Below are 23,382 nucleotides of genomic sequence, written 5' to 3' on the forward strand. Positions count from 1 at the left end.
CGCCGGCCGGTTCGGTGGCGGGCCGCCGGCTGGCTCGGTGGCGGGCCGCCGACCGGTTCAGCCGCGGGTGAGGTGGGCGCGGAGTTCGATGAGCGGTTCGGCGGCGTCGGCCGCGTCGGCGGCCCGGAACGCGGCGATCGCGGCGTCGAGTCGGGCCAGGGCGGCGGGGCGGCGGTCGAGCCGGTTGGCCTCCAGCACGGCGGCGACCCGGATCGACTCGGCCCGGCCGTGGTGGGCGCCGGGGCCGTGGGCGGCGAACGCGGCGATGGCGCGTTCCATCTCGGCGAGGGCCTCCTCGTCGCGGCGCAGGGTGCTCAGGGTGCGGGCGCGGGTGTCGTGCAGGGTGCCGTCGGGGCAGCCGCTGCCGAAGTCCTGCTGTTCGCGTTCGGCGGTGCGGGCCACCTCGGCGGCCTCGTCGAGCCGGGCCAGGGCCTGGTCGGCGGCCTCGGGGTGGTCGGGGTCGTACCGCTCGGCGGTGTGGCGGGCCTGGCGCAGCAGCATGTCGAAGACCGCGTCGGGGTGCGGGGCGGTGCGGTGGCTGTCGAGGGCGCGCTGCCGGGCGAGGTCGGCGGCGGGCCACTGCTCGGCGGCGGCCAGGGCGGCGGCGGCCTCGGCGGCGACCATGGTGTGGATGTGCCGGTCCTCGAACCCGGCGACCTGGTCGGCGAGCAGCAGGTACTCCTCGGCGGCGGCCCGGGGTTCGTCGATCTCGCGCAGGCCGCGGGCCAGGTTGAGCCGGGTCTGGGCCTGTTCGCGGACGTCGAGCCCGGTGAACTCCGGTTCCAGCAGCACGGACTCGAGGACGGCGACGCCGTCGTCGGCGCGGCCGGAGCAGCACAGGACCTGGCCGAGCATGATGCGCGCGGAGACCGCTTCGGCGGCGTCGCCGTTGCGGTCGTAGCGGGCGGCGGACTCGGTGAACGCGCGGGCCGCCTCGGCGGGGCGGTCCAGACCGAGGTAGGCGCGGCCGAGGCCGTCGTGCACCCGGGCGACGCTGGAGGAGCGGTCGCCGTACCGGGCGGCGCTGTCGGCGGCCTTGCGCAGGAAGCGCTCGGCGGTCGCCAGGTCGCCGGTGTACAGGGCGAGTTCGCCGCGCTGGCCGTGCACCTGGGTGAGCCGCCAGGGGGCGCCGGCCCGTTCGACCAGCTGCTCGGCCTCGGTGATCAGCCGGTCGGCCTCGGCGAAGGCGTCGCCCTCCTCCTGGTGGCGGCCGGCCAGGAAGCGGGCCCGGGCGCCGAGCAGGCGGGCGTTGGCCTGGCGGTGCGGGAAGCCGTGCCGGGCCGCCTCGGTGTACAGCAGGTCGAGGGTGGCCTCGGCCTCGGCGAGGGCGGCCGGGTCCGGTCCGGGGCCGTCCGGGCCGCCCGCCCGGGCGGCGGCCTCGAAGAGCGCCCGCAGTTCGGTGTTGGCCTGGAGTTGCAGCACGGCGACCAGTTCGCGCCCGCCGAACGGGACATCGTCCTCGGCCAACTCGGCTATCTTCCCGCGCAGTTCGCGGATCACCGCGAGGTCTCCCGGGTGGTCGCCGGTGGGGCCGGCCAGCCGGGCCCGGCAGCCGAGGGCGCGGGCGGTCAGCCCGGCCTGCTCGAAGAGTTCGGCGGCGCCGGCGTACAGGGCGGCGGCCTCCTCGTCGGAGGTGCGCTCCTCGAAGGCGCGCTCCAGGGCGAGTTCGGCCCGGAGCTGGGCGAGCGAGCCGAGGCCGGAGCGCTCGGCGTCCTCGGGGTGCCGGTGGTCGGGGGCCTTGATCAGGGCGCCGATGCGGTTCCAGTGCAGGATCGCGTCGGGGTGGTTGGTGACGCTCAACTCGCGCGCCTTGGCGACGAGTTCGGCCAGTTCGGCGGGCCCGTCCGGGGCGGTGCCGGCGGCCGGTTCGGCGGTGGCCCGGTCGGTGGCGGCCGGGGCGGGTGGCGGGGCGGCGGGCGCGGGGCCGGTGGCGCGCAGGCCCAGCGGCAGCGGCTCGGCGAACAGCGGGGTGCGGGCCAGCCGGGCGCGGCGGGCCGCGCCGACCGCGTCGGTGCCGTTGCGGGCGTCGTAGCGGGCGGCCAGTGCGTCGCCCTCGGTGCGCAGTTCGGCGTGCAGGGCGGCGGCGGTGCGGTGCGCGCCGGGCGGGCCGGCCACCGGGACGTCGCCGTGGCCGTCCTCGACCAGCCGGGACAGCAGGAGTTGGGCGCCGGTGAGGAAGTGCAGCCGGGAGAGCGGGTCGCCGTGCCGGTCGAACAGGTCGCGGTTCTCGGCCAGGATCTCCAGGCCGCGCGGCTCGTTGCGGGTGAGCACGCAGAACTCCAGGTGCAGGCCGATCGGTTCGGCGGCGGCGGAGCGGCCGCGGGCCCAGCGGTAGCCGGTCAGGTGCGCGGAGCGGGCCTGGTCGAGGCGGCCGGTGCGCAGCAGCGGCAGCAGGGCGAGGGCCCGGCTGACGTGCGGCTCCTCGGAGCAGGAGCGCTCGCCGGAGAACACCGGCTGCCAGATCTCCAGGGCCCGCTCGTCCTCGCCGAGGGCGACGAAGTGCCGCGCCTGCTCGCGCAGTTCGCAGGCGTGGCAGTCGCTGTAGCGGGAGCGCCAGCGGCCGGCCCAGAGTTCGAAGGCGTCCTGGACGCCCTGGCCGGTGTGGGCGGCCAGCCGGTACTGCCGGGCGTAGTAGGGCTGGAGGTCGTGGCCCCGGGCGAGGTAGTGGGCGCGCAGTTCGCCGTGCCAGCGGCGGACCGCCTCCAGCGGGACGTCGGGGACGCTCAGCAGGGCGGCGGCGACCCATTTGTAGCGCCAGTCGGTGGCGTGGTTCTCCCAGTCGCCGAAGCTGTCGGGGTGCTCCTTGCGGAGCTTGGCGATCCGGGCGAACACCACGGGCAGTTTGCGCTGCTCGGCGTCGTACTCGTACGCCTCGGTGAGTTCCAGCAGGGCGAAGGCGAGCAGCTGCGGGTCGTCGAACTGCTCGGCGGCGTCGACGAGTTCCTCGGCGGTGACGGTGCGCGGGCGGCCGTGCGGCAGCTCGTCGTTGGCGCGCAGGGCGGCGCGGACGGCGTCGGTGGTGTCGAGCATCACGGCTCCTGGTGCGGTGTGGTCGGGCCGGGACGGCCGGTGGCGGGACCGCCGGGGGCGGCGGGACCGTCGGGGGCGGGCTCGGTGGGGGCGTGGCCGAGCATGGCGTGGTCGAGCAGGGCGAGGAAGGAGCGGTTCAGCAGGGCGGACTCGCTCGCCTTGAGCGGGCGCCGGGTGAGCAGCAGGGCCTGGCCGTAGAGCGCCTCGACGGTGGTGGTGGTGAGTTCGCGGTGCCGGATCGCGGCGGCCCGGCGCACCAGCGGGTTGAGGTGGTTGAGGACGAGCTGGGCGCGGGGCGCGGAGCTGCCCAGCGAGCCGAGGATGTCGGCCCACAACCCGTCGGCCTGGTCGGCGAGTTGGGTGCGGGTGCGCTCGTGCCGGGCCTCCCGGTCGTCGAGCAGCAGGGCGGGGGCGCTGCTGGGGTGGAAGGTGCGCAGCGCGACGTCGCAGTCGAACCGGCCGAGCACCTCGCGGGCGGTGGCGAGGAACGCGGCGGCGGCGAGCTCGGTGGCCGGGTCGACGTTGTCGAGGTGCGCGGTGACGGTGGCCGGGTCGAGGTCGGCGACGGTGGTGCCGGTACGGATCTCGGGCAGCCGGTGCACCAGGTCCCGGTCGTAGGTGTAGCCGCCGTTGATGACGCCGAGGCCGGCCGCGCCGGCGATCGGGGCGACCTGGCGGAACTCCTCGACGGTGCGGGTGACCAGCACCACCGGGTGGGCGCGGGCGAACTCGTCCAGCGTGACGTTGCCGTCGGTGGTCTCGAACGGCAGCCAGGGCAGCAGCATCCGCAGCAGCTGGTCGTCGTGCCGGGCCAGCGACTTGACGGCCAGGTGGTGCACGGACAGGAAGCGGTGCAGCAGGCCGGGGTCGCTGGCGGACAGGTCGGTCAGCCAGTCGCGGATCCGCAGGCCGAGTGCGTCGCGGACGGCGGCCAGCGTCTCGTCGGCGTACAGCGCCTCGCGGGAGGCGGTGGGGCGCAGGCGTTCGGCGTCGACCACGCAGCGCACGAAGAACGCCCACTCGGGGAGCAGTTCGTCGGCCTGGTCGGAGAGCAGCATGCCCTTGAGGTGCACCCGGTGCCCGGCCCGGCGGGAGGGCGGGACGGCCTCGGGCAGCACGTAGGCGACGCCGCTGAGGCCGACCAGCGGCAGGTCGAGGTCGATGGTGTCGAGCGGGGTGAAGTCGAAGGTGTCGCGGCAGTGCGCGGTGAGCGCCTCGCGCCGGGCGGCGGGGGTGTCGTGGCGGCGGGCCCAGGGCGCGGGGGTCCGGTTGATCTGCGTGGCGCGCCCGGCGCCGTCGACCACGGTGACCCGGTGGCGCAGCAGACTGCCGTAGTGGCGGGCGAGTTCGAGGACCCGGCGGGGCGCGGTCCACTCCTCGGCGTCGGCGCGCGGGGTGAGGGTGACGGTGGTGCCGGGCTCGGGGCGGGCGTCGGCGGGCAGGGTGGTGATGGTGTAGCGGCCGTCGGAGCGTCCGCGCCACTCGACCACCGGGGCGTCGGGGGTGCGGGCCGAGCGGGTGGTGACGGTGATCTCGTCGGCGACCACGAAGCAGGCGAGCAGGCCGATGCCGAACTGGCCGATGAACTCGCTTCGGGCGTCGGCGAGCTGCCCGGCGTCCAGGTCGCCGTCGGCGGTCCGCTTGGAGCTGCGGCCGATGGTGGCGAGGAAGGTGTGCACGTCGGCCTCGGTGAGGCCGACGCCGGTGTCGGAGACCGAGAAGCCGTCGCCGGTCGTCACGGTGATCCCGGCGGGCGCGGCCGGGTCGAGGGCCTGCCGGGCGGTGATCGCGTCGACCGCGTTCTGCAGCAGTTCGCGCAGGTAGACGCGGGGGCTGGAGTACAGGTGGTGGGAGAGCAGGTCGACCAGGCCGCGCAGGTCCACCTGGAAGGTGTGCGCACTGGGGTCGTTCGGGGTCACCGGGCTGGTCCTTCGGCTGGTTCGGTCGGGACGTCGGGGGTGCGGGCGGCGCGGTCCGGGGTGGCGCGGTGGCGGTCCGCGGCGGTGGGGCGGTCCGCAGCGGGGTGGGTGGTACGCGGCGGGGTGGGTGGTACGCGGCGGGGCGGGCGGTACGCGGCGGGGTGGGTGGTACGCGGCGGGGTGGACGGTCAGTACCCGGCGCACTGCCGGCGGGTGCGCTGGTACACCTCCACCGGGTCGCCCCAGTACGCCCAGGGCAGTTCGGTGACCCGGTCGCCGAGTTCGCCGAGCAGCAGGTGGGCGGCGGCGGGCTGCCCGGAGAGCGCGAACGCCATCGCGAACTCGTTGTGGGCGACCGGCCAGTCCCGGCCGCGGACGTAGGCGGGGTGCCGGACGGAGCGGTCGGCGGCCTCGTGCAGCTGCGCGCGGACGTGCTCCTGGCCGATGTACGCGGCGTCCTCCTCGACCGGCAGCGACAGCCAGTGCTCGATGTGGGCGCGGGCGACCAGCTGGCCGAGCGGGCTGCCCTCGGGGGCGGCGAGCATCGTGTCGCGGGCGAAGGCGTGCATCCGCTCGTGCGAGCCCTGCCACTTCTCGCACAGCTGCTGGAGGCGCTGGCGGTGCGAGGCGACGTGGCCGGGGCTGCGGCGCAGCGCGGCCTCGAAGCGGTGGCTGGCGGCGTTCCGCTCCAGGGAGGCGCCGCGACCGCTGATCTGCAGGAAGTACCAGGGGCCGAGCAGGTCGGGGTCGAGTTCGGCGGCCCGGAAGAGGTGCTCCTCGGCGATCTCCAGGCGCTCGTGGAAGAGCTTCCACTGCTCCTCGCCGACGTGCTGGGCGCGGGCGCCGGTGCGGGCCTCCCAGGCCCAGCTGACGTGCCGGGCGCCCTGGGCGAGCCGCAGCAGCGGGTCGTCGGGGGCGGCGTCCAGGGCTGCGGCGAGCGGCACTTCGGCGCCGGTGACGTCGGCCACGGCCTCGACCATCAGGGTCAGGTCGTCCTGGCCGGCGGCGGTGTCGAGGATGCTCCGGGCGCCCTCCCAGGAGCCGGCCCCGACGGCGGCGCGCAGCCCCGTCAGCCCGGCGTCGCCGAACGCCGGGTCGATGGCGGGGAGCCCCGGGGCCCCCGTGCCGGCCGACCGGTCGTCGCCGGTGTCCCGGCGGCCGAGCAGCCGTGCGAACATTCCCATTCCCGGGTCCCCTCCGATGTGCGATGCGTTGCCGCGGGGGCGCGTGTGCGGCGGCCCCCGGACGGAGATTCCTATCACGTCCGGGCGACAGGTGTGCGAAGGGTTTTCCGGGGGGTGCCGGGCCGGACGCCGGCGGGTTCGCCCGGCACGATCCGGAGGGGAGGGCCTGGGGCCCGTCCTCACACCCCCGTCGCAGCCCTGCGGCGTCTGGTGCGGCGAGAGCACGCGCCAGACGCCGCGGGCAGACGGGGGTTCGAGGACGGGCCCTAGCCCCGGCCGGAGATCCGGTCGGCGAGGGTGGCCAGCGGGGAGGTGGTGGCGCGTTCGCGGCGGTCGGCGTGGCGGTAGACGGCGTACAGGGTGTGGACGCCGAGCCAGCGCAGGGGTTCGGGTTCCCAGCGGCGGACGCGGTGGCCGACCCAGGGCAGGGTGGTGAGTGCGGTGGGACCGCCGCGGCCGAGGTGGCGCAGGGTCAGGTCGCGCAGGGTGCGGCCGGCCAGGTTGGCGGTGGCGACGCCGCTGCCGACGTAGCCGCCGGCGGCGCCGAGTCCGGTGGCGGGGTCGAGGTCGACGGTGGCGCACCAGTCGCGCGGGACGCCGAGCACGCCGGACCAGGCGTGGTCGATCCGGGCGTCGGCGGCGGCGGGGAACATCCGGGCCAGGATCTCGCGGAGTTGGGCGACGGTGCCGGCGGGGGTGGCGCCGTCCTGGTCGATCCGGGAGCCGTAGCGGTAGGGGCGGCCCCGGCCGCCGAGGGCGATCCGGTCGTCGGCGGTGCGCTGGGCGTACATGTAGGCGTGCGCCTCGTCGCCGAGCACCTCGCGGTGCTGCCAGCCGATCGCCTCCCAGACGTCGGCGGGCAGCGGTTCGGTGGCGATCATCGAGGAGTTCATCGGGAGCCAACTGCGTTTGTTCCCGGCGGTGTTGGCGGTGAAGCCCTCGGTGCAGCGGAGGATCGCGCGGGCCCGGACGGTGCCGTGCGGGGTGGTGGCGCGGCCGGGGGCGAGCGCGGTGGCGGGGGTGGACTCGTACACCCGGACGCCGAGCCGGCGGACCGCGGCGGCCAGGCCGAGGACGAGCTTGGCGGGGTGCACCCGGGCCCCGTGGGGCGTCCAGGTCGCGCCCAACGCGCCCGGGACGTGGAGGCGTTCGGCGGTGCGATCGGCGTCCAGCAGCTGCACCTGGTCCGCGCCGAACGCCTGCTCGTGGGCGAACCTGGCCTTCAGGCGGTCGAGTTGGGCGGGGGTGGTGGCGACCTCCAGGACGCCGCCGCGGTGCGCGTCGCAGTCGATGCCCTCCGCCTCGGCGGCCCGCAGGGTCTCGGAGACCGTGTCGTTCATGGCGAGTTGGAGCCGACGGGCGGCGTCCTCGCCGTGCAGCCGGGCGTACCGGCCGCGACCGGCGATGCCGTTGTACAGCCAGCCGCCGTTGCGGCCGGAGGCCCCGTAGCCGCAGAACTCGGCCTCCAGCAGGACGACTTCGAGATCGGGGGCGGCCCGCTTGAGGTAGTAGGCGGTCCACAGCCCGGTGTAGCCGCCGCCGACCACGCAGACGTCGGCGGTGGTGTCGCCGTCCAGCGGGGCGCCGCGCTCGGGCAGGCCGGTGGCCGCGTACCAGAAGGAGACGCCGCCGTTGACGGTGGTCATGGTGCCTGTCCTGGGTCCGGAGGTGGGGAACGGGGGGTGAGACGGGGGTGGGGGACGGGGGGTGAGGGACGGGGGGTGCGTGCTGGGACGCTAGCCGGGCGGTCGCGGGCCGGGCAACGGACACCCTGGCAGGCCGTCCCCGCCCGGCCTGACAGGGTGTCCGGGCTTGCTCGACGGCGGGGGCGGGCGGCGGGTTGGTATGTTCTCGGACCGTCACCGCTGCCACAGCTGTTCCATGGGGGGATCCACCAGCATGCGTACCCGTCGACTCGTCGCCTCCGCAGCCCTGCTGGCCGTCGCGCTGGCCACCGCCGGCTGCGGCCCGGACGACTCCTCCGGCACCGGCTCGACCACGGCCGCCGCCCCGCCCGCCGCGTCCGGTGCCCCGTCGGCCACCGCGTCCGCCGACCCGGCCGGCGGCTCCTCCCCCACCGCGTCCGGTGGCGCCTCGGCCGCCGCGTCCGGGGCCGGGTCGACTGCCGCGTCCACCGACGGGCAGGGGGTGAGCTCCGCCGAGGAGGGGGCGTTCGAGAAGGCCAGCATGGACGTCAACGGCTGCGCCGCGTACTACAGGACCCACCAGGTGCTGCTGGTCGAGTCGGCGAGTGCCGGGCAGCTCAAGGGCGTCAAGGTGAAGACCGAATGCGGCCCGTACGGGCTCCGGTTGGACACCGGCAGCAACCCGAGCGGCACCTTCAAGCTCGCCGCCGGTGCCACGGTCGTCATGTTCGTCAGGCCCACGGCGGGCTCCTCCAACTCCAAGGGGTACCCGCGCTACGAGGTGCGGAAGGTCTCCTTCGCCGACTACGCGAAGAGCCACCAGCCGTGCTTCGACACCCCCGAGCCGGACAACCGGCCGGCCGGGCTCCAGTGCGGCGGCCTCTTCCTCTACACCACCGACGGCAGCGGCGCCGTCACCTCGATGCACGAGACCTGGGAGGTCAACGACTGATCCGCGCCGGAGGGGCGGACCAGGCCGGCGGACCAGGGGGGGCCTGGACCCGGAATCCGAGTCGCGGGGCCCGGGGCCCGTGATTCGGCTGCCCGGCAAGGGCTTTCGGCCCGGGAGCGGTACCGGCGGCGGTAGGGTCGGGGGCATGACGTCGGACACCCGGGACACCTCGCGCATCCTGCTGCTCGACCACCGGGACCGCCTGCTGCTGCTCTGCGCCCGCGACCCGCGACCGGCGGGCGGGCGGTGGTGGTTCACCGTCGGCGGCGGCGTGGACGAGGGCGAGGACGCCCTGGCCGCCGCCGTCCGGGAGCTGCGCGAGGAGACCGGGCTCGACCTGCCGGCCGAACGGCTCGGCCCGGTGGTCTGGACCCGCCGCTCCTCCTTCACCTTCGACGGCCGGTTCTCCCACCAGTGGGAGGAGTACCGCCTGGTGCGGCTCACCCCCGCCGAGACCGCCGCCGTCCGGGTCGATCCCGTCGAGGCCGCGTACGGCCACCACTGGTGGAGCATCGGGGAGTTGGCCGCCACCGACCTCACCATCCGCCCCCGCGACCTGGCCCCGCTGCTCACCGACCTGCTCCGCGACGGCCCCGGCCCGTCCCCGCTGCACCTCGGCGACGTCAACGACGACGAGGAGGAGCCGCCGGAGGAGGGGAGGCGGGGTCGTCGCGGCGGAGGTCGGTGAGGGCGAGCAGGAGGGCGGCGGTGGCGGGGAGGGCGACCATGGCGCGCAGCAGGGCGTTCTCGGGATAGGTGTCGTGCCGCAGGTGCAGGGCGAGGCGGGCGGCGGCGAGGCCGGCGGCGCAGGCGAGGGCGAGCGGGCGGGCGGCCGGACGGAGGCGGGGGGTGGCGAGGGCGGCGAGGGCGACGGTCAGGGCTGCGGCGGCGGCGAGTCCGGGGTGCGCGAAGCCGAGGCCGTAGCGGATCGCCAGGGCGGGGAGCAGGAACAGGACGAGCGTCCGCCGCAGCAGCAGGTCGAGGGCGGCGGTGCCGGGGCCGGTGGCGGCCGGCCCGGGGCGGCGGTCGAGGGCGGTGGCGGCGAGGAGGGCCGGGGCGAGCACGGCTTCGGGCCAACGGTCGGACAGGTGGCGGAGGTTGTAGAGCAGCGCGGTGTCGTAGACCACCATCACCAGGGTGCCGACGGCCCACAGTTCGGCGGCGAAGCGCAGCAGCCCGAGGGTGTCCGACCGCCGTTCGGGGCCGGGTGCGCGGCGGGCGACGCGGAGCAGCAGCGGGGCGGTGAGCAGCGCGGACAGCGCCCGGATCACCACGTCCTGGACGGTCCACGGGTTGCGCAGCGCCCCCTCGACCACCCCGAACACCAGCGTGTACGAGGCGGCGGTCGCCCCCACCAGTGCCGGTGAGCCCAGGACCGCCCGCAGCAGCGCGGGGCTGAGGCGGTACAGCACCGTGGCGTAGGCGGCCAGCACGAACGGCAGCTCCAGGAACGCCTGCACCCGCAGCACCGTCGGCGCGAACAGCCCGGGCGCCGGCAGGTGCGCGGCCAGCGCCCGGACCACCGGGTGCCCCGTCGGCTCGGCGAACCACCCGGGCGGCAGGTAGCGGGTGACGTACCCGGCGTCCCCGCCGTGCACCCGCAGCAGGTAGGCGGAGCAGAGCAGTTGGTTCAGGTAGACCAGCCCGGTCACCGCCGCCAGCAGCACCTCCGGCCGCACGCCCCGCCCGGGGCGGGCGGGGGCACTCCCGGCGGCCGGTGCGCGCAGGGCCCGGGGGCCGAGCAGCAGGGCGGCGCCGGTCGAACCGAGGACGGCGGCGTCGACCAGCAGCGCGGTGATCGTCATCCGGGAGATGCTACTGCGGGCTGCCGGGCTGTCGGGCTGTCGGGCTGTCGGGCTGTCGGGCTGTCGGGCTGTCGGGCTGTCGGGCTGTCGGGCTGTCGGGCTGTCGGGCTGTCGGGCTGTCGGGCTGTCGGCCGGGTGTCCCGGGGCCCGCGGCGGGTCCGCAATGGATTTGACGGGCGTCTTCCGCTGCCGGTAATCGTCGGGGTCGGCAGTGCCGGGCCGCCGTACGGTCCGGGGCGCCGACCGCCTCAGGGGGAGGGCATCGTCATGCAGGCTTGGGGCTGGACGCTCCTGCTCGTGCTGGTCGCCGTGGGCGCGCTCGTGCTCCGGCAGTTGCGCCGCTACCCGGGCGGTTGGCGGTTCGCCTTCGGCGCCGAGTACGGCGCCGCGCGCGGTGACCTCGACCGGGCGCGCGGTGAGCTGTCGGGCCTGGAGCGTTCCGCGCGGCAGGAGTTGGCCGGTGCGCAGGGCGCGGTCAAGGCCGCCGTCGTGGCCCACGGGCGGCGGGTGCGCGACGCCGAGGGGCAGGTGGCGTACCTGCGCGACCCCGGCCGCGGGGGCTACCGCGCCGAACTCGGCGGCCTGTGCCTGTACGAGCACGTCCTGGCGGTCTCGACGTACGACTACAGCGGGGACCTGCCGCTGCACGAGACGGCCGTCCGGTCGGAGCACACCCCCCGGGCGAGCCACCTCTACGTGATCGGTCCGGACGGACGCCAGCACCTGGTGACCTACCCGGCGGCGGAGACCCCGGAGGGGCACGTCCGCCAGTTCGTCGTGGACGTCCACAACGCGATCGCCGAGGCCAAGTCGTTCCGGCGGGACCGGCCCGCCCAGCTCCGGGAGGCGCGGGCCGAGCTGCGCCGGGCCACGAACGACACCGCCGAGCAGGAGGCGGCCCGGCGGCACCTCGAAGAGGTCACCGCCCGGCAGGGCGGCGACCTCCGCATCCCGGCGGCGCGGCAGAGCCGCGACGCCGCGTACGACCGCTGGCAGCAGCTCACCGGGCACCGCCCTCGCTGACCGCGCGGCGGAGGCCGTTGCCCCGCGCCCGGGTCGCCGCCGATGCCCCGCTGGTGCCCGGTGGGGGTCGCGGCCGCGGCCGTCACGGCGCGTCACCGGGGCCGGGGGTGTCCGGGCGGCGGGCGGGCGGTCGCCGGGGCGGTTTCGGGCGGTCGCTCGCCGTCCGGGGAATTCGGCGCTCCGACTTCCGGTGGGAAAAGTACGTTCGGGCACCAAGCGTGCTTGTTCGGTCGGGGTGGTTATCGTGCGGGCGCGCCCTTTCCGCGAATTCCGGCCGGGATGCGGAAAAGCGGGTCAATTCGCCGACGCACCGTCACCTGCCGGACGCGGCCGGGTTCGTGGCCGCACCGGCCGGGCGGTCGCCGGTCCGTACCGGCCCGGTCGGGGCGATCACGGAACGTGGCCGGAAGGCGGGCGCAGGGCGTTCACGGCGCGGCCACGGATTCTTCGGACCGCCCGCCCAACAACCATTGTGGGGCCGGATCGCGGGAGGTAGAGTCCGGGTTCGCCGAAGCACGGACGGGCACCTCTGGGCATTTTCTTGGAGCGCGCATGTCAAAGAACGGCGGCGTCAACAGACCGGGCTCCGATCTGCTCGACGCGTTCGAGGAAACCGCTCTCAGGTGGCCCGGACTAACCGCGATCGAGTCTCCCACTTGTACGCTCAGCTACCGTCAACTCACGTTTTACGTCCGCCAGTTGGCGGACGCGCTGGGCGACCGGCCGGGCCCCGTGGCGGTCTCGGCCGGGCACGCCCCGGAGACCGTGGTCGCCCTGCTGGGCATCCTCGCGGCGGGCGGCGCGTACGTCCCGCTGGATCCGGCCTTCCCGGTGGAGCGGCAGCGCGCGATGGCGGCGGCGGCCGGCTGCACCGCGCTGGTGGGGTCGGCCGAACAGGCCGCGCTGCTCGGGCTGCCGCACGTCGGGGCTGGGCTCGCGGCGGCAGCGGACGGGCCGGCGGGCGGTGGTGCGGGCGGGACGGCAGACGGGACGGCGGGCGGTGGTGCGCCGTGGCGTCCGGCCGTCGCGGTCGGGCCGGAGGAGCCCGCGTACCTGCTGTTCACCTCCGGGTCGACGGGGCGGCCGAAGCCGGTGCTGACGCCGCGCCGGGCGATCTCGGCGGTGGTGGGTTCGCTGCGCGGGCTGTTCGGGGTGACGCCGCGGGACCGGGTGCTGCAGTTCGCCTCGCTGAACTGGGACACCTGCTTCGAGGAGATCCTGCCGACCCTGGTCTCCGGCGCCCGGCTGGTGTTCGAGCCGGAGGCGCACTCCGGGTCCCTCCCCCGGCTGCTGCGGGCGGTGGAGCGGCGCGGGATCACCGTGCTGGACCTGCCCACCGCGTTCTGGCACGAGCTGGTGCTGCACCTCGCCGAGGACGGCCCGGACGCCGAACTGCCCGCCTGCCTGCGGCTGGTGGTGATCGGCGGCGAGGCCGCCGACCCGGCCCGGCTGGCGGACTGGAGCCGGTTGGCGGACAGCGGCCGGATCAGGCTGCTGAACACCTACGGCTGCACCGAGACCACCCTGATCACCCACGCGGTGGACCTGCTCGGCCCCGACACCCCGGAGCCCGGCCGCCGGTGGGACCCGGCGGAGCGCGCGCCGATCGGCCGCGCCCTGCCGCACGTCGAGGAACTGCTCACCTCTGAGGGCGAGTTGCTGATCGGCGGCCCCGCCCTGGCGGCCGGCTACCCCGGGCTGCCGGAGGTCACCGCGGAGCGGTTCACCGAACGGGCCGGACGGCGCTGGTTCCGGACCGGCGACCGGGTCTCCCGGGCGGCGGACGGGGTGCTGGCCCACCGGGGGCGGATCGACCACGAGGTGAAGATCCGCGGCATCCGGGTCGACCCGGCCGAGGTGGAGGCCGCCCTGGGCACCCACCCCCGGGTGGGGCTGGCGGCCGTCACCGCGACCACCCTGGCCGGCCGCACCGCGCTGGTCGCCTACGTCGTCCCGCGCCCCGGAGCGGACCGGCCGGCGCCGCCGACCTCCGAGGAACTACTGCGCCACCTCCGGGAGTTGCTGCCCGCCCACCTCGTCCCGAGCCGGCTCGCCGTCGTCCCCGAGCTGGCCCGCACCCCCGGCGGGAAGATCGACCGCGCGGCCTCGCACCTACTGCACAGCGGCACCGCCGCAACTGCCTCCGCCGCTGCCACGGCCGCCACGGCCGCCGCCGTCGGCTGAACCACCGCACCACGCAACGCCGCATCGCGCACCGCGTACCACCCGTCCGGGCGCACCACCGACCGGACGCGGCACCACCGTTCAGGCACAGCACCGCGCACCACGCACCGCTGACACCACCGGACCACGCGCACCCCGCACCGGTCGAAGGAGACCCGCTGATGAGCCTCGACACGCCCGCCGTCACGCCCGCCGCCCCGCCCTCCCCCGCCGGTGTCCCCGGCACCGACCTGCTCGACGCGCTGACGGCGGTGTTCCGCCGCGTCCTGGAGCTGGCGGAGGTGCCGCCGGACGGCAACTTCTTCCTGCTGGGCGGGGATTCGCTGGTCGCCACCCGGGTGCTGAGCGCGGTGGCGCGCGCCCACGGGGTCGAGCTGACCTTCGAGGACTTCCTGGCCGATCCGACCCCGGCGGGCCTCGCCGACCGCGTCGCCACGGCCAGCGTCGCCATGGCCACCACCACCCCCGCCACCGTCGCCACGGCCACGGCCACCGCCACGGCCGTCCGGTGAGCGCCGCCACGCCCTCCCCCGCCGTCCCGCGCCCGACCGCCGTCCCGCGTCCGACCGCCGTCCCGCGTTCGGCCGTCGTGGTCGGTGCGGGCCTGGCCGGGCTGACCGCCGCCGTGGAGCTGGCCGAGCGGGGCGTGCGGGTGACGGTGCTGGAGGCCCGGGAGCGGGTCGGCGGGCGGGCCCGGGGCGTCGAGGTGGCGCCCGGGCGCTGGGTGGACGCGGGCGCCGCGTACCTGGGCGACCGGCACACCGAGTTGCACGCCCTGCTGTCCGCCTGCGACCTGAAGACCGCGCCGACCGAGATGGTCGGGGCCGGCCGGTTCGCGCTGGGCGCGGACGGCGGCGACGGCGCGGGCGGCCCCGCGGTGACCACCGACGGGCGGTTCCCGCCGTTGAACGCGGTCGCCCTGGGCGACCTGTTCGAGCGGTTGGAGGAGCTGGCGGCGGCCGTCCGCCCGGACGCGCCCTGGCTGACGCCGGACGCCGGACGGCTCGACGCGCTGACCGCCGCCGACTGGGCGGACCGGCAACTGGCCCACCCGGACGCCCGGTTGTTCTTCCCGCTGTTCCTGGGCGAGATGATGGCCGCCGATCCGGCGAAGGTCTCCGTCCTGCACATGGCCTTCTACCTGCGCTCGGGCGGCGGCCTGCGCTACCTGAACGCCTTCGCGGGCGGCGCCCAGCAGGACCGGGTGGCGGGCGGCGCGCACCGGCTGTGCGAGCGGCTGGTCCGGCGGCTGCTGGACGCCGGCGGGGTGCTGCGCACCGCCGAGCCGGTGCTGGCCGTCGAGCAGTCCGACGCCGAGGTCACCGTCCGTACGCCGGACGGGAGTTACAGGGCGGAGGCGGCCGTGGTGGCGGTGCCGCCGCTGCTCGCGGACGCGATCGAGTACCGGCCGGGGCTGCCGGTGCGGCGGGCCGCCTCGCGGACCGGGCGGGGCTGCGCGGTGAAGCTGCACCTGGTGTTCCCGGAGCCGGTGTGGCGGGCGCACGGGCTGTCCGGCTGGTCGGTGAACGCGGCCGGTCCGCTGCTGTCCACGGTGGACGACACCCCGCCGGAGGGCTCGCCCGGCGTGCTGACCGGCTTCGTCACCGGCGCGGAGGCGCACCGCTACGCCGCCCTGCCGCCCGCCGAGCAGCGGGCGGCGGCGCTCGACCAGGCCCGGCGGCTGTTCCCGATGCTGCCCGAGCCGGTCGGCTTCCACCTCACCGACTGGGTCAACGAGCCGTGGAGCCGGGGCTGTTACGCCGCGCTGTTCGGCCCCGGCGACTGGTCGGCGCTCGGGCCGACGCTGACCGCCCCGCACGGCCGGGTGCGGTTCGCGGGCACCGAGACCAGCACCGAGTTCTTCGGCCTGCTGGAGGGCGCGATCCGCTCCGGCCGCCGGGCGGCCGCCGAACTGCTCGACACCTGACGTTCCATCAGATCCCCATCCCGGCCAGCCTTCGGACCATTTCCCCCGGACCGGTGCACGCCCCACGAGGGCCGTCCCGGCGACCCGTCCTGCTTGGAGACCCCCATGAGCGACCAGACGCCCCTCGCCCCGCTGTCCGTCCGGGAGCGGTTCATGACCGATCCGGACCTCGGCGCGGGGAACTTCCTCGACCGGGCGGTCGAGGCGAACCCGAACCGGGCGGTGCCGTACGCGTTCTCCCACCGGCTCGACCACCGCGGCGAGGTGGTGTTGGTCGGGCACAGCCTGCTGGACCTGGTGGCGCTGCGCGACCGGTACGCGGCCTGGTACCACGCGATGGGGGTGCGGCCGGGCGAGCCGGTGGCCGTGGTGGTCGCGGAGGGCCTGGAGCCGCTGCTGCACTTCTTCGCGCTGACCGCGCTGGGGGCCGTCCCGGCGCTGGTGAACGACGCGATGCGGCCGGACGTGATGGTGCGGTACCTGAACCACGTCGGCGTGGTCGGGGTGGTGGCGGACGACACCACCCGGCTGGCGTCCGCGTACCGGCAGGACCCGCAGCGCCGGCCCCGGTTCCTGGCGCTGACCGCCGAGGTGCAGGCGTTCGACGCGGCCGCCGCGCCGCTGCCGGCGGAGTACCCGTACCGGCACGCGGCCGAGGACGTGGTGGCGCTGATCCACTCCTCGGGGACGACGGGCACCCCGAAGTCGACGATCCTGGCGCACCGGCAGTTCTGGGAGGGCAAGCAGCCGCGGATGGTCCGCTTCCCGGCCGAGCCGTCCGACCGGCTGATGTCGCTGATGCCGCACACCCACGCGGGCGGTCTGAGCTACTTCCTGACCGCGACGCTGCTGGGCCTGCCGACGGTGGTGATGGCGGGCTGGCGGCGGTCGGTGGTGGAGCCGGTGATGGAGGCGTTCCAGCCGACCATGGTGGCCTCCTTCCCGCGCACCTTCGTGGAGTTGGCGACCGGCGAGCTGCCGGTGAGGGGCGCCGCCAGGGTGCACTCCTGGTTCAACACCGGTGACAGCGCGCACTACGGGCACGTCCGGCGGCTGGTGCAACTGGGCGAGCGTCCGGCCGGGTTGATCCGGCCGTGGCTGCTGCCGCAGGAGAAGGCCGAGCAACCCGCGCTGCCGGGTTCGCAGTTCGTGGACGGGCTGGGCTCCTCCGAGATGGGCATGGCGCTGTTCGGGCAGGTCACCTCGCCGGAGACGGATCGCGCCGACCGCTGCGTGGGCAAGCCGTCCGAGGTGGTGGAGCACGCCACCGTGCTGGACGAGGAGGGGGCCGAGCTGCCGGTCGGGGCGGTCGGCCTGCTGGCGGTGCGGGCGCCCTCGATCACGCCCGGGTACTGGAACGACGCGCGGCTGACCGAGAGCTTCCACCTGTCCGGGTACTGGCTGACCGGCGACGTCGCCCGCCGGGACGCCGAGGGCCGGTTCTTCCACCTGGACCGGACGGTCGACGTGATCGACACCCTGGACGGGCCGGTGTACAGCCTGCCGCTGGAGGAGGTGCTGCTGGCCGACTGCGCCGAACTGGTGCAGGACTGCTCGGTGGTGGGCGTCCCGCACCCGGACGGCGGACAGCGCCCGATCGCCGTGGTGCGGCTCCAGCCGGGGGCCGGGTCCGCCGACGAGGACGGGCTGCTGAAGGCGGCCAACGCCGAACTCGGCCGGGCCGGGCTGGCGGAGCTGGCCGCGCTGCGGGTGGCCCGCGCGGACGGCGACTTCCCGCTCGGCCCGACCGGCAAGGTGCTCAAGCGGGAGCTGCGCACCCGGCACGCCGGCCTGCTCACGTCGAGAGTCTCCTGATGGAGCGGCACGGCGGCTCCGGTCAGCCGCCGCCGCAGCCCTACCCGTACGTGCGGCAGCCGCTGGCGGAGCCGGACTGGCGGCGGCTGCCGGGCTGGCGGGAGGTGACGGCCGCGCAGTGGCGGGACGCGCAGTGGCAGCGGGCGCACTGCGTGCAGGGCGAGCGGCAGTTGCGGCAGGTGTTCGGGCCGCTGCTGACCGACCGGTTCTATGACGAACTGGCGGCCGATCAGCGGGAGTTCGCCACTATGTCGGTGCTGGTACCGCCGCAGATGCTGAACACCATGGCGGTCGGGGCGCCGCTGGTGCCGGACGCGTTCACCGAGGCGTTCCTGGCCGATCCGGTGCGCCGCTACATGCTGCCGGTGCGCGCGGACCGGCTGGCGTCCTGGCCGAGCCACCCGCTGGCGGCCCGGGACTCGCTGCACGAGGCGCAGATGTGGGTGGTGGAGGGGCTGACCCACCGCTACCCGACCAAGGTGCTGGCCGAGCTGCTGTCCACCTGCCCGCAGTACTGCGGGCACTGCACCCGGATGGACCTGGTGGGCCGCTCCACCCCGCAGGTCGCCAAGACCCGGCTGGTGCTGCGTCCGGCGGACCGCGAGGAGCAGATGCTCGACTACCTCAAGCGCACCCCGTCGGTGCGGGACGTGGTGGTGTCGGGCGGCGACCTGGCGAACGTGCCGTGGCCCCGGCTGGAGTCGTTCCTGCTGCGGCTGCTGGAGCTGGGCTCGGTGCGGGACGTCCGGCTGGCCAGCAAGGCGGTCGTCGGCCTGCCCCAGCACTGGCTCCAGCCCCGGGTGCTGGCGGGGGTGGAGCGGGTGGCCCGGCTGGCCGCGCGGCGCTCGGTCAACCTGGCGGTGCACACCCACGCCAACCACGCGGCGTCCGTCACCCCGCTGGTCGCGGAGGCGGCCCGGGCCCTGCTGGACGCGGGCGTGCGGGACGTGCGCAACCAGGGCGTGCTGATGCGCGGCGTGAACGACACCCCGGCGGCGCTGCTCGACCTGTGCTTCGCGCTGCAGGGCGAGGCCAACGTCCTGCCCTACTACTTCTACCTGTGCGACGTGATCCCGAACGCCGAGCACTGGCGGCTGCCGCTGGCCGCGGCGCAGCGCCTCCAGGAGGCGATCCTCGGCTACCTGCCGGGCTACGCCACGCCCCGGCTGGTCGCGGACGTGCCGCACGTCGGCAAGCGCTGGGTGCACCAGGCGGTGGGCTACGACCGGGTCCGCGGCGTCTCGTACTGGACCAAGAACTACCGCACCGGGCTGGAGCTGCGCGAGGCCGGGGGGCCGGGCGGCGGGGGCGGGCTGGACCGGCGCTACCCGTACGTGGACCCGGTGGACACACTGCCGCCCGAGGGCCGCGCATGGTGGGCCGAACGGGCCGGCGCCGAGCGGGAATTCGACCTGAGCGAACTGGAGGAGAGCGAGTGAGCGAGCCGCAGGCGCCGCTGCGCCGGATGTGCTGGATCTTCCCGGACCGGGAGTCGAGCCGGTCCGGGGCGATGTGGAAGCACTACTTCTGGGACATGTACGCGGAGATCGCCGCCGAGCTGGGCCTGGCGTGGACGATGCACGCGCCGGAGGCGGTGACGGTGGACGGCACCGACCCGGGCCGGCCGCGGGTGTACGTGGACGGCGAGCCGGTCACGCCGGGGGACACCCTGTTCCTCACGGCGCTGTACTCGCTGCCGTACCAGTCGATGGACGTGTTCAACCAGTTGACGCTGTGCGCGGTGCTGGAGCAGGCCGGGTTCTACCTGCCGTTCCCGGCGCAGGTGTCGCTGCTGGGCAACGACAAGCTGGCGACGGTGCTGTTCCTGGCGGACTCGCCGGTGCCGCCCGTCCCGTCGGTGCGGATCGGCTCCGGCCGGGACGTCTCCAAGCACCGGTACGAGGCGGCGCTGGACGGCCTGACCTTCCCGGCGATCGTGAAGCCGTCCGGCTGGTGCGGCGGCGGCGGGATCTGCCTGGCCCGCTCCCGGGAGGACGTGCGCGGCCTGGCCAGCCTGGCCCAGGGCGGCGACACCGTGCTGGTGGCGCAGCCGTACCTGGGGGACGGCACGGTCGACTACCGGGTGTACGTGATCGACGGGCGGCCGTACGCGGCGCTGCGGCGCACCCCGGAGGCGGGCTCGCCGGTGGCCAACGCGAGCCGGGGCGGTTCGATGGAGTTCTGCGAGGTCCCGCCCGAACTGGTCGACGCCACCGGCTACTTCGCGAAGAAGTTGCCGATCCCGTTCTTCTGCGTGGACTTCCTGCACGACGGCGAGCGGTTCTGGTTCTCCGAGCTGGAGCCGGACGGGGTGATCGCCCCGGACCTGGACGATCCCGGCCGGCCGGTGCAGCGGGACGTCACCCGGGCCCGGTTCGCCGCCTACCGGGACGCGCACGCGGCCTTCCTGGCGGGCGGGGGCGGCCCGGCGCACGGCCCCGCGAACGGCCTCTCGAACGGTCTCGTGGACGGCCTCGCGGGCGGCGGTGCGCGGCGATGACCTTCTCCCTCACCGAAGCGGAAGCGGCGGACGGCCTGGCGGTGGCCCGGCGGACGCTGGAACTGCTGCGCGGCGTACCGGAGTTCGGCGAGCGGTACGCGGACGCGGCGGTGCCGTCCTCGCTGGCGGAGCTGGCCGCGCTGCCGCCGCTGGCCAAGGACGACCTGAACACGGCGCTGGCGCACCTGGAGCCGGCCGCCGAGAGCGGCGCGACCTGGCTGTTCCAGAGCGGTGGTTCGACCGGCGCGCCGAAGGTCGGCTACGCGCCGACCGGGTTCTACATGGCGGAGGTGCACCGGCACTGGCAGCCGCTGGATCGGGACGACGTGTTCGTCAACGCCTGGGGCGCGGGCCGGATGTGGGGCGCGCACTTCCTGGCGGCGGGCCTGGCCGACCTGTCCGGCTGCCGGGTGGTCGCGCTCGGGTCGGTGACGGCCGAGGAGTACCCGGAGTGGCTGGGCTTCCTGGCCGACCGCGGGGTCACCGCGATCGGCGGCACCCCGAGCGTGCTGCGGCTGTGGTTCGCGCACGCCCGCGCCGCCGGGATCGCACTGCCCTCGCTGCGCAAGGTGCTGTGGCTGGGCGAGGCGTGGCAGCCCCAGCTGGAGGAGGACCTGGCGGCCGTCGCGCCGAAGGCCCGCCGGCACGGCATGTTCGGTTCCACCGAGACCTGGGTGGTGGGCTCCAACTCCCCCGACTGCCCGGCCGACACCTTCCACCCGTTCCCGCACCAGCTGGTGCACGTCGGCGCGGACGGGCTGCTGGACTTCACCTCGCTGGACCCGGCGATGCTCAACCCGGTGCTGCGCTACCGCACCGGCGACGCGGGCGAGTTGGTGCCCTGCCCGTGCGGGCGGCCGGGTCCGGCGATGCGGGTGCTGGGGCGCCGCGACAACGTGGTGCAGGTCCGCGGCCTGGGCCTGCACGTGGACGAGCTGCTGGCCCGGGTCGAGCGCGAACCGGGCGTCACCCGGGCCCAGGTGCTGGTCACCGAACAGGGTGGCCGGGCCAGGGGGGTGGACGTCCTGGTGCTCGGCGAGCTGCCGGACCCGGACGCGCTGCGGCGCGAACTGCTCTCCGCCACCTTCACCCTGAGCACCGCCTTCGCGCACGACCCGGAGAACGTGCGGGTCCGGGTGGTGGACGCGCTGATCAGCAACGACCGCACCGGGAAGACCGCCGGGTTCGCCGTCCGGGAGGAACTGTGAAACTGCGCAGCCCCGAGCAGCTGGGCCGGGCGTTCAACCTGTTCTGGTTCGGCAAGTCGGTCTCCAACGTCGGCGACCGGGTGACGGTGTTCGTCGTCCCGACCCTGATGATCTTCGTGCTGCACGCCTCCGCGTTCCAGGTCGGCGTCGTGGCGATGGCCCAGTACCTGGGCATCCCGCTGCTCGGGCCGGTGGCGGGCGTCCTGGTGGACCGCTGGGACAAGCGGCGCACCCTGATCGCCTGCGACCTGGTCCGGCTGGCGGCCGTCGCGGTGATCCCGGTCGCGTACTGGCTGGACGTCCTCTCCACGCCGCTGCTGTTCTGCTGCGTGGCGGCGGTCTCCGGCGCCACGATCTTCTTCAACGTCGGCTACCTGGTGGCCGTCCCGGCCGTGGTCGAGCAGCCGCACCTGGTGCGCGCCTACTCCCGGCTGGAGGGCAGCGGCTCGGTCGCCGAGGTCTCCGGGCCGTCGATCGCCGCCGCCCTGTACGCGGCGCTCGGCGCGGCCTCGCTGCTGGTCGACGCCGCCAGCTACCTGGTCTCGGCGGTCTGCTTCCGCTGGATGCGGCCGTGGGGGCAGCCGACCGTCGCCCGGGGCTCGGTGTGGCAGCGGCTCACCCTCGGTTTCCGGCTGAACTGGCAGGACCCGGTGCTGCGCCGGGTGGTGCTGGCCGCCGTCACGCTCAACTCCGGCGGCCCGGTGTTCGTCACCGTCATGCCGGTGCTCGCCTACCGCGGCCTGGGCGTCAGCGTCGGCGTCTACGGCGCCGCGATGTCCACGGCCGCGGTCGGCGCGCTGCTGGGCGCGCTGGTCGCCCCGAAGATCGGCGAACGGTTCGGCATCGGCCGGACCCTGGCCTGGGCGCTGCTGCTGCACTGCCTGGTCGGCCTGGGCGTGCTGGCCGCGCCCGCGCTGCCCTCCGGGCCGGTCATCGCGGCCACCATGGGCTGCTACGGCTTCTTCATGTCCTGCATCAACGTGTGCTCCGCGCCCGCCCGGCAGTCCCGGATGTCCGCGCAGCACCAGGGCGTCATGCACGCCGCCTTCCGGACCGCCACCTGGGGCGTCATCCCGCTGGCCGCGCTGGCCGGCGGCCTCGCCGTCTCCCTGCTCACCGGCCCGCTCGGCGTCCTGGAGGCGGCCCGCTGGACCATGGTCGGCGGCACCCTGCTGGCCGCCTGCTCCTTCCTGCCCGCGCTCGGCATCCAGTCCCGGATGGACGCCGACCTGCCGAAGGCCGTGGACCGGATCGCCGGGCTGGCGGAGGACGGCGGCCCGGCCGAGGGTGCGGGACCGGCGGGGGCCGGCGGCCCGGCCGAGCCCGCGGAGGTGGTGAAGTGACCGGCCGCCGGGTGCTGTTGGTCACCGGCTGCTCCTCCGGCATCGGACTGGCCACCGCCGCGGCGGCCGACCGGGCGGGCTGGGCGGTGGTCGCCACCGTCCGCGACCCCGGGCGGGCCGACGCCCTGCGGGCCGCCGCGCCCGGCGCGCGGGTACGGCGGCTGGACGTCACCGACGAGGAGTCGGTGGCCGACTGCTTCGCCGGGCTGGAGCGGCTCGACGCGCTGGTCAACAACGCCGGGATCTCCAACTTCGACCCGACGCTGGAGATGTCCACCGCGAAGGCGCTGCGCGCCAACCTGGAGGTGAACTTCTTCGGCACCGTGGCCGTCTCGCGGGCCGCGATGCCGCTGCTGCGCGCCTCCGGCGGGCGGCTGCTGACCATCGGCAGCGTGCACGGCGTGGTCGGCCAGCCCTTCAACGAGGCGTACTGCGCGGCCAAGTTCGCCGTCGAGGGCTTCATGGAGGCGCTCGCCCCGGTCGCCGCCGCGCACGGCGTACGGGTGTCGGTGCTGGTGCCCGGCTACGTCCCGGACACCCGCTTCGGGATCTTCCCGGACGTCAACCGCCGTACCGTGCAGGCCGCTTCGGGCCCGTACGCGGAGACCTTCGCCGCGTACGGCGCCCGGATCGGCGCGCACTGGGCGGGCGCCGGGCAGCCCGCCGCGGAGGTCGCCGAGGCGGTGCTGCGGGCGCTGGCCGAGGAGCGGCCGCCGTTCCGCATCCCCACCGGGCCGTGGGCGGCGGCCTACCTGGACGCCAAGCTCGCCGACCGCGACGGCAGCGCCGTCCAGCGGCTCGCCCACGACTGGATCGGCCTGAACCCCCTGCCCTGAGGAGCAACCG

General features: G+C 75.7%; 17 protein-coding genes. 12 read left to right on the plus strand and 5 right to left on the minus strand.

Annotation, left to right across the window (positions count from 1 at the left end; genetic code table 11):
* Positions 1–57: 57 nt before the first annotated feature.
* The 4 genes from K353_RS36545 to K353_RS14660 form a co-directional block, all read right to left on the minus strand.
* Positions 58–3,030: a tetratricopeptide repeat protein gene (locus tag K353_RS36545; RefSeq protein ID WP_111554030.1), complete on the minus strand. Its 2,973-nt coding sequence runs from the start codon at positions 3,028–3,030 to the stop codon at positions 58–60.
* Positions 3,030–4,949: an HSP90 family protein gene (locus tag K353_RS14650; RefSeq protein ID WP_111554031.1), complete on the minus strand. Its 1,920-nt coding sequence runs from the start codon at positions 4,947–4,949 to the stop codon at positions 3,030–3,032. The genes K353_RS36545 and K353_RS14650 overlap by 1 nt, the downstream gene beginning before the upstream one ends.
* Positions 4,950–5,137: 188 nt before the next feature.
* Complete coding sequence (locus K353_RS14655; RefSeq protein WP_146616466.1) at positions 5,138–6,133, minus strand: hypothetical protein; 996 nt, start codon at positions 6,131–6,133, stop codon at positions 5,138–5,140.
* A 266-nt stretch (positions 6,134–6,399) separates the two neighbouring features.
* The gene (locus tag K353_RS14660) at positions 6,400–7,779 is read right to left on the minus strand and encodes an FAD-binding oxidoreductase (RefSeq protein WP_111554033.1); all 1,380 of its coding nucleotides are present in this window, start codon (positions 7,777–7,779) and stop codon (positions 6,400–6,402) included.
* Between the two features lie 253 nt (positions 7,780–8,032).
* Here K353_RS14660 and K353_RS34350 point away from each other — a divergent pair, with 253 nt between their 5' ends.
* Complete coding sequence (locus K353_RS34350) at positions 8,033–8,731, plus strand: hypothetical protein (protein WP_158585409.1); 699 nt, start codon at positions 8,033–8,035, stop codon at positions 8,729–8,731.
* 145 nt (positions 8,732–8,876) lie between these two features.
* Positions 8,877–9,419 carry an NUDIX hydrolase gene (locus tag K353_RS14675; protein WP_111554036.1) on the plus strand — a complete coding sequence of 181 codons (543 nt, stop codon included), beginning with the start codon at positions 8,877–8,879 and terminating at the stop codon, positions 9,417–9,419.
* Here the strand turns inward: K353_RS14675 and K353_RS14680 are convergent.
* The gene (locus K353_RS14680; protein ID WP_111554037.1) at positions 9,355–10,536 is read right to left on the minus strand and encodes a hypothetical protein; all 1,182 of its coding nucleotides are present in this window, start codon (positions 10,534–10,536) and stop codon (positions 9,355–9,357) included. The two genes, K353_RS14675 and K353_RS14680, sit on opposite strands and share 65 nt — an antisense overlap.
* Before the next feature lie 267 nt (positions 10,537–10,803).
* On the opposite strand from K353_RS14680, the gene K353_RS14685 reads away from it, so the two are divergent.
* From K353_RS14685 to K353_RS14730, 10 genes are all read left to right on the plus strand, one after another.
* The gene (locus K353_RS14685; protein WP_111554038.1) at positions 10,804–11,559 is read left to right on the plus strand and encodes a hypothetical protein; all 756 of its coding nucleotides are present in this window, start codon (positions 10,804–10,806) and stop codon (positions 11,557–11,559) included.
* 552 nt (positions 11,560–12,111) lie between these two features.
* Positions 12,112–13,743 carry an AMP-binding protein gene (locus K353_RS14690; RefSeq protein ID WP_158585410.1) on the plus strand — a complete coding sequence of 544 codons (1,632 nt, stop codon included), beginning with the start codon at positions 12,112–12,114 and terminating at the stop codon, positions 13,741–13,743.
* 161 nt (positions 13,744–13,904) lie between these two features.
* Positions 13,905–14,255 (plus strand): acyl carrier protein, encoded by a 351-nt coding sequence (locus tag K353_RS35605; protein ID WP_111554040.1) that lies wholly within the window; start codon positions 13,905–13,907, stop codon positions 14,253–14,255.
* Positions 14,252–15,670 carry an FAD-dependent oxidoreductase gene (locus tag K353_RS14700; RefSeq protein ID WP_305000303.1) on the plus strand — a complete coding sequence of 473 codons (1,419 nt, stop codon included), beginning with the start codon at positions 14,252–14,254 and terminating at the stop codon, positions 15,668–15,670. The genes K353_RS35605 and K353_RS14700 overlap by 4 nt, the downstream gene beginning before the upstream one ends.
* 105 nt (positions 15,671–15,775) lie before the next feature.
* Positions 15,776–17,485: a class I adenylate-forming enzyme family protein gene (locus tag K353_RS14705; RefSeq protein WP_111554041.1), complete on the plus strand. Its 1,710-nt coding sequence runs from the start codon at positions 15,776–15,778 to the stop codon at positions 17,483–17,485.
* A complete protein-coding gene (locus K353_RS14710; RefSeq protein ID WP_111554042.1) occupies positions 17,485–18,924 on the plus strand; it encodes a KamA family radical SAM protein in 1,440 nt (479 codons plus the stop codon). The genes K353_RS14705 and K353_RS14710 overlap by 1 nt, the downstream gene beginning before the upstream one ends.
* Positions 18,921–19,985: a RimK family alpha-L-glutamate ligase gene (locus K353_RS14715; RefSeq protein WP_158585411.1), complete on the plus strand. Its 1,065-nt coding sequence runs from the start codon at positions 18,921–18,923 to the stop codon at positions 19,983–19,985. The genes K353_RS14710 and K353_RS14715 overlap by 4 nt, the downstream gene beginning before the upstream one ends.
* Positions 19,982–21,193: a phenylacetate--CoA ligase family protein gene (locus tag K353_RS14720; protein WP_111554044.1), complete on the plus strand. Its 1,212-nt coding sequence runs from the start codon at positions 19,982–19,984 to the stop codon at positions 21,191–21,193. Before K353_RS14715 ends, K353_RS14720 begins: the two co-directional genes overlap by 4 nt.
* Positions 21,190–22,536, plus strand: a complete 1,347-nt coding sequence (locus K353_RS14725; RefSeq protein WP_146616467.1) for an MFS transporter — start codon at positions 21,190–21,192, stop codon at positions 22,534–22,536. Before K353_RS14720 ends, K353_RS14725 begins: the two co-directional genes overlap by 4 nt.
* Positions 22,533–23,372 carry an SDR family NAD(P)-dependent oxidoreductase gene (locus K353_RS14730; RefSeq protein ID WP_111554045.1) on the plus strand — a complete coding sequence of 280 codons (840 nt, stop codon included), beginning with the start codon at positions 22,533–22,535 and terminating at the stop codon, positions 23,370–23,372. The genes K353_RS14725 and K353_RS14730 overlap by 4 nt, the downstream gene beginning before the upstream one ends.
* Positions 23,373–23,382 lie beyond the last annotated feature (10 nt).

It is taken from the genome of Kitasatospora sp. SolWspMP-SS2h (assembly GCF_003259315.1).
Classification (GTDB): Bacteria; Actinomycetota; Actinomycetes; order Streptomycetales; family Streptomycetaceae; genus Kitasatospora; species Kitasatospora fiedleri.

Excerpts from the sequence above, each read along its gene's own strand:
- K353_RS34350 (WP_158585409.1), top strand. The coding sequence starts at position 8,033 with ATGCGTACCCGTCGACTCGTCGCCTCCGCAGCCCTGCTGGCCGTCGCG.
- K353_RS14690 (WP_158585410.1), top strand. The coding sequence starts at position 12,112 with ATGTCAAAGAACGGCGGCGTCAACAGACCGGGCTCCGATCTGCTCGAC.
- K353_RS14660 (WP_111554033.1), bottom strand. The coding sequence starts at position 7,779 with ATGACCACCGTCAACGGCGGCGTCTCCTTCTGGTACGCGGCCACCGGC.
- K353_RS14655 (WP_146616466.1), bottom strand. The coding sequence starts at position 6,133 with ATGGGAATGTTCGCACGGCTGCTCGGCCGCCGGGACACCGGCGACGAC.
- K353_RS14675 (WP_111554036.1), top strand. The coding sequence starts at position 8,877 with ATGACGTCGGACACCCGGGACACCTCGCGCATCCTGCTGCTCGACCAC.
- K353_RS14710 (WP_111554042.1), top strand. The coding sequence starts at position 17,485 with ATGGAGCGGCACGGCGGCTCCGGTCAGCCGCCGCCGCAGCCCTACCCG.
- K353_RS35605 (WP_111554040.1), top strand. The coding sequence starts at position 13,905 with ATGAGCCTCGACACGCCCGCCGTCACGCCCGCCGCCCCGCCCTCCCCC.
- K353_RS14705 (WP_111554041.1), top strand. The coding sequence starts at position 15,776 with ATGAGCGACCAGACGCCCCTCGCCCCGCTGTCCGTCCGGGAGCGGTTC.
- K353_RS14685 (WP_111554038.1), top strand. The coding sequence starts at position 10,804 with ATGCAGGCTTGGGGCTGGACGCTCCTGCTCGTGCTGGTCGCCGTGGGC.
- K353_RS36545 (WP_111554030.1), bottom strand. The coding sequence starts at position 3,030 with ATGCTCGACACCACCGACGCCGTCCGCGCCGCCCTGCGCGCCAACGAC.
- K353_RS14720 (WP_111554044.1), top strand. The coding sequence starts at position 19,982 with ATGACCTTCTCCCTCACCGAAGCGGAAGCGGCGGACGGCCTGGCGGTG.
- K353_RS14680 (WP_111554037.1), bottom strand. The coding sequence starts at position 10,536 with ATGACGATCACCGCGCTGCTGGTCGACGCCGCCGTCCTCGGTTCGACC.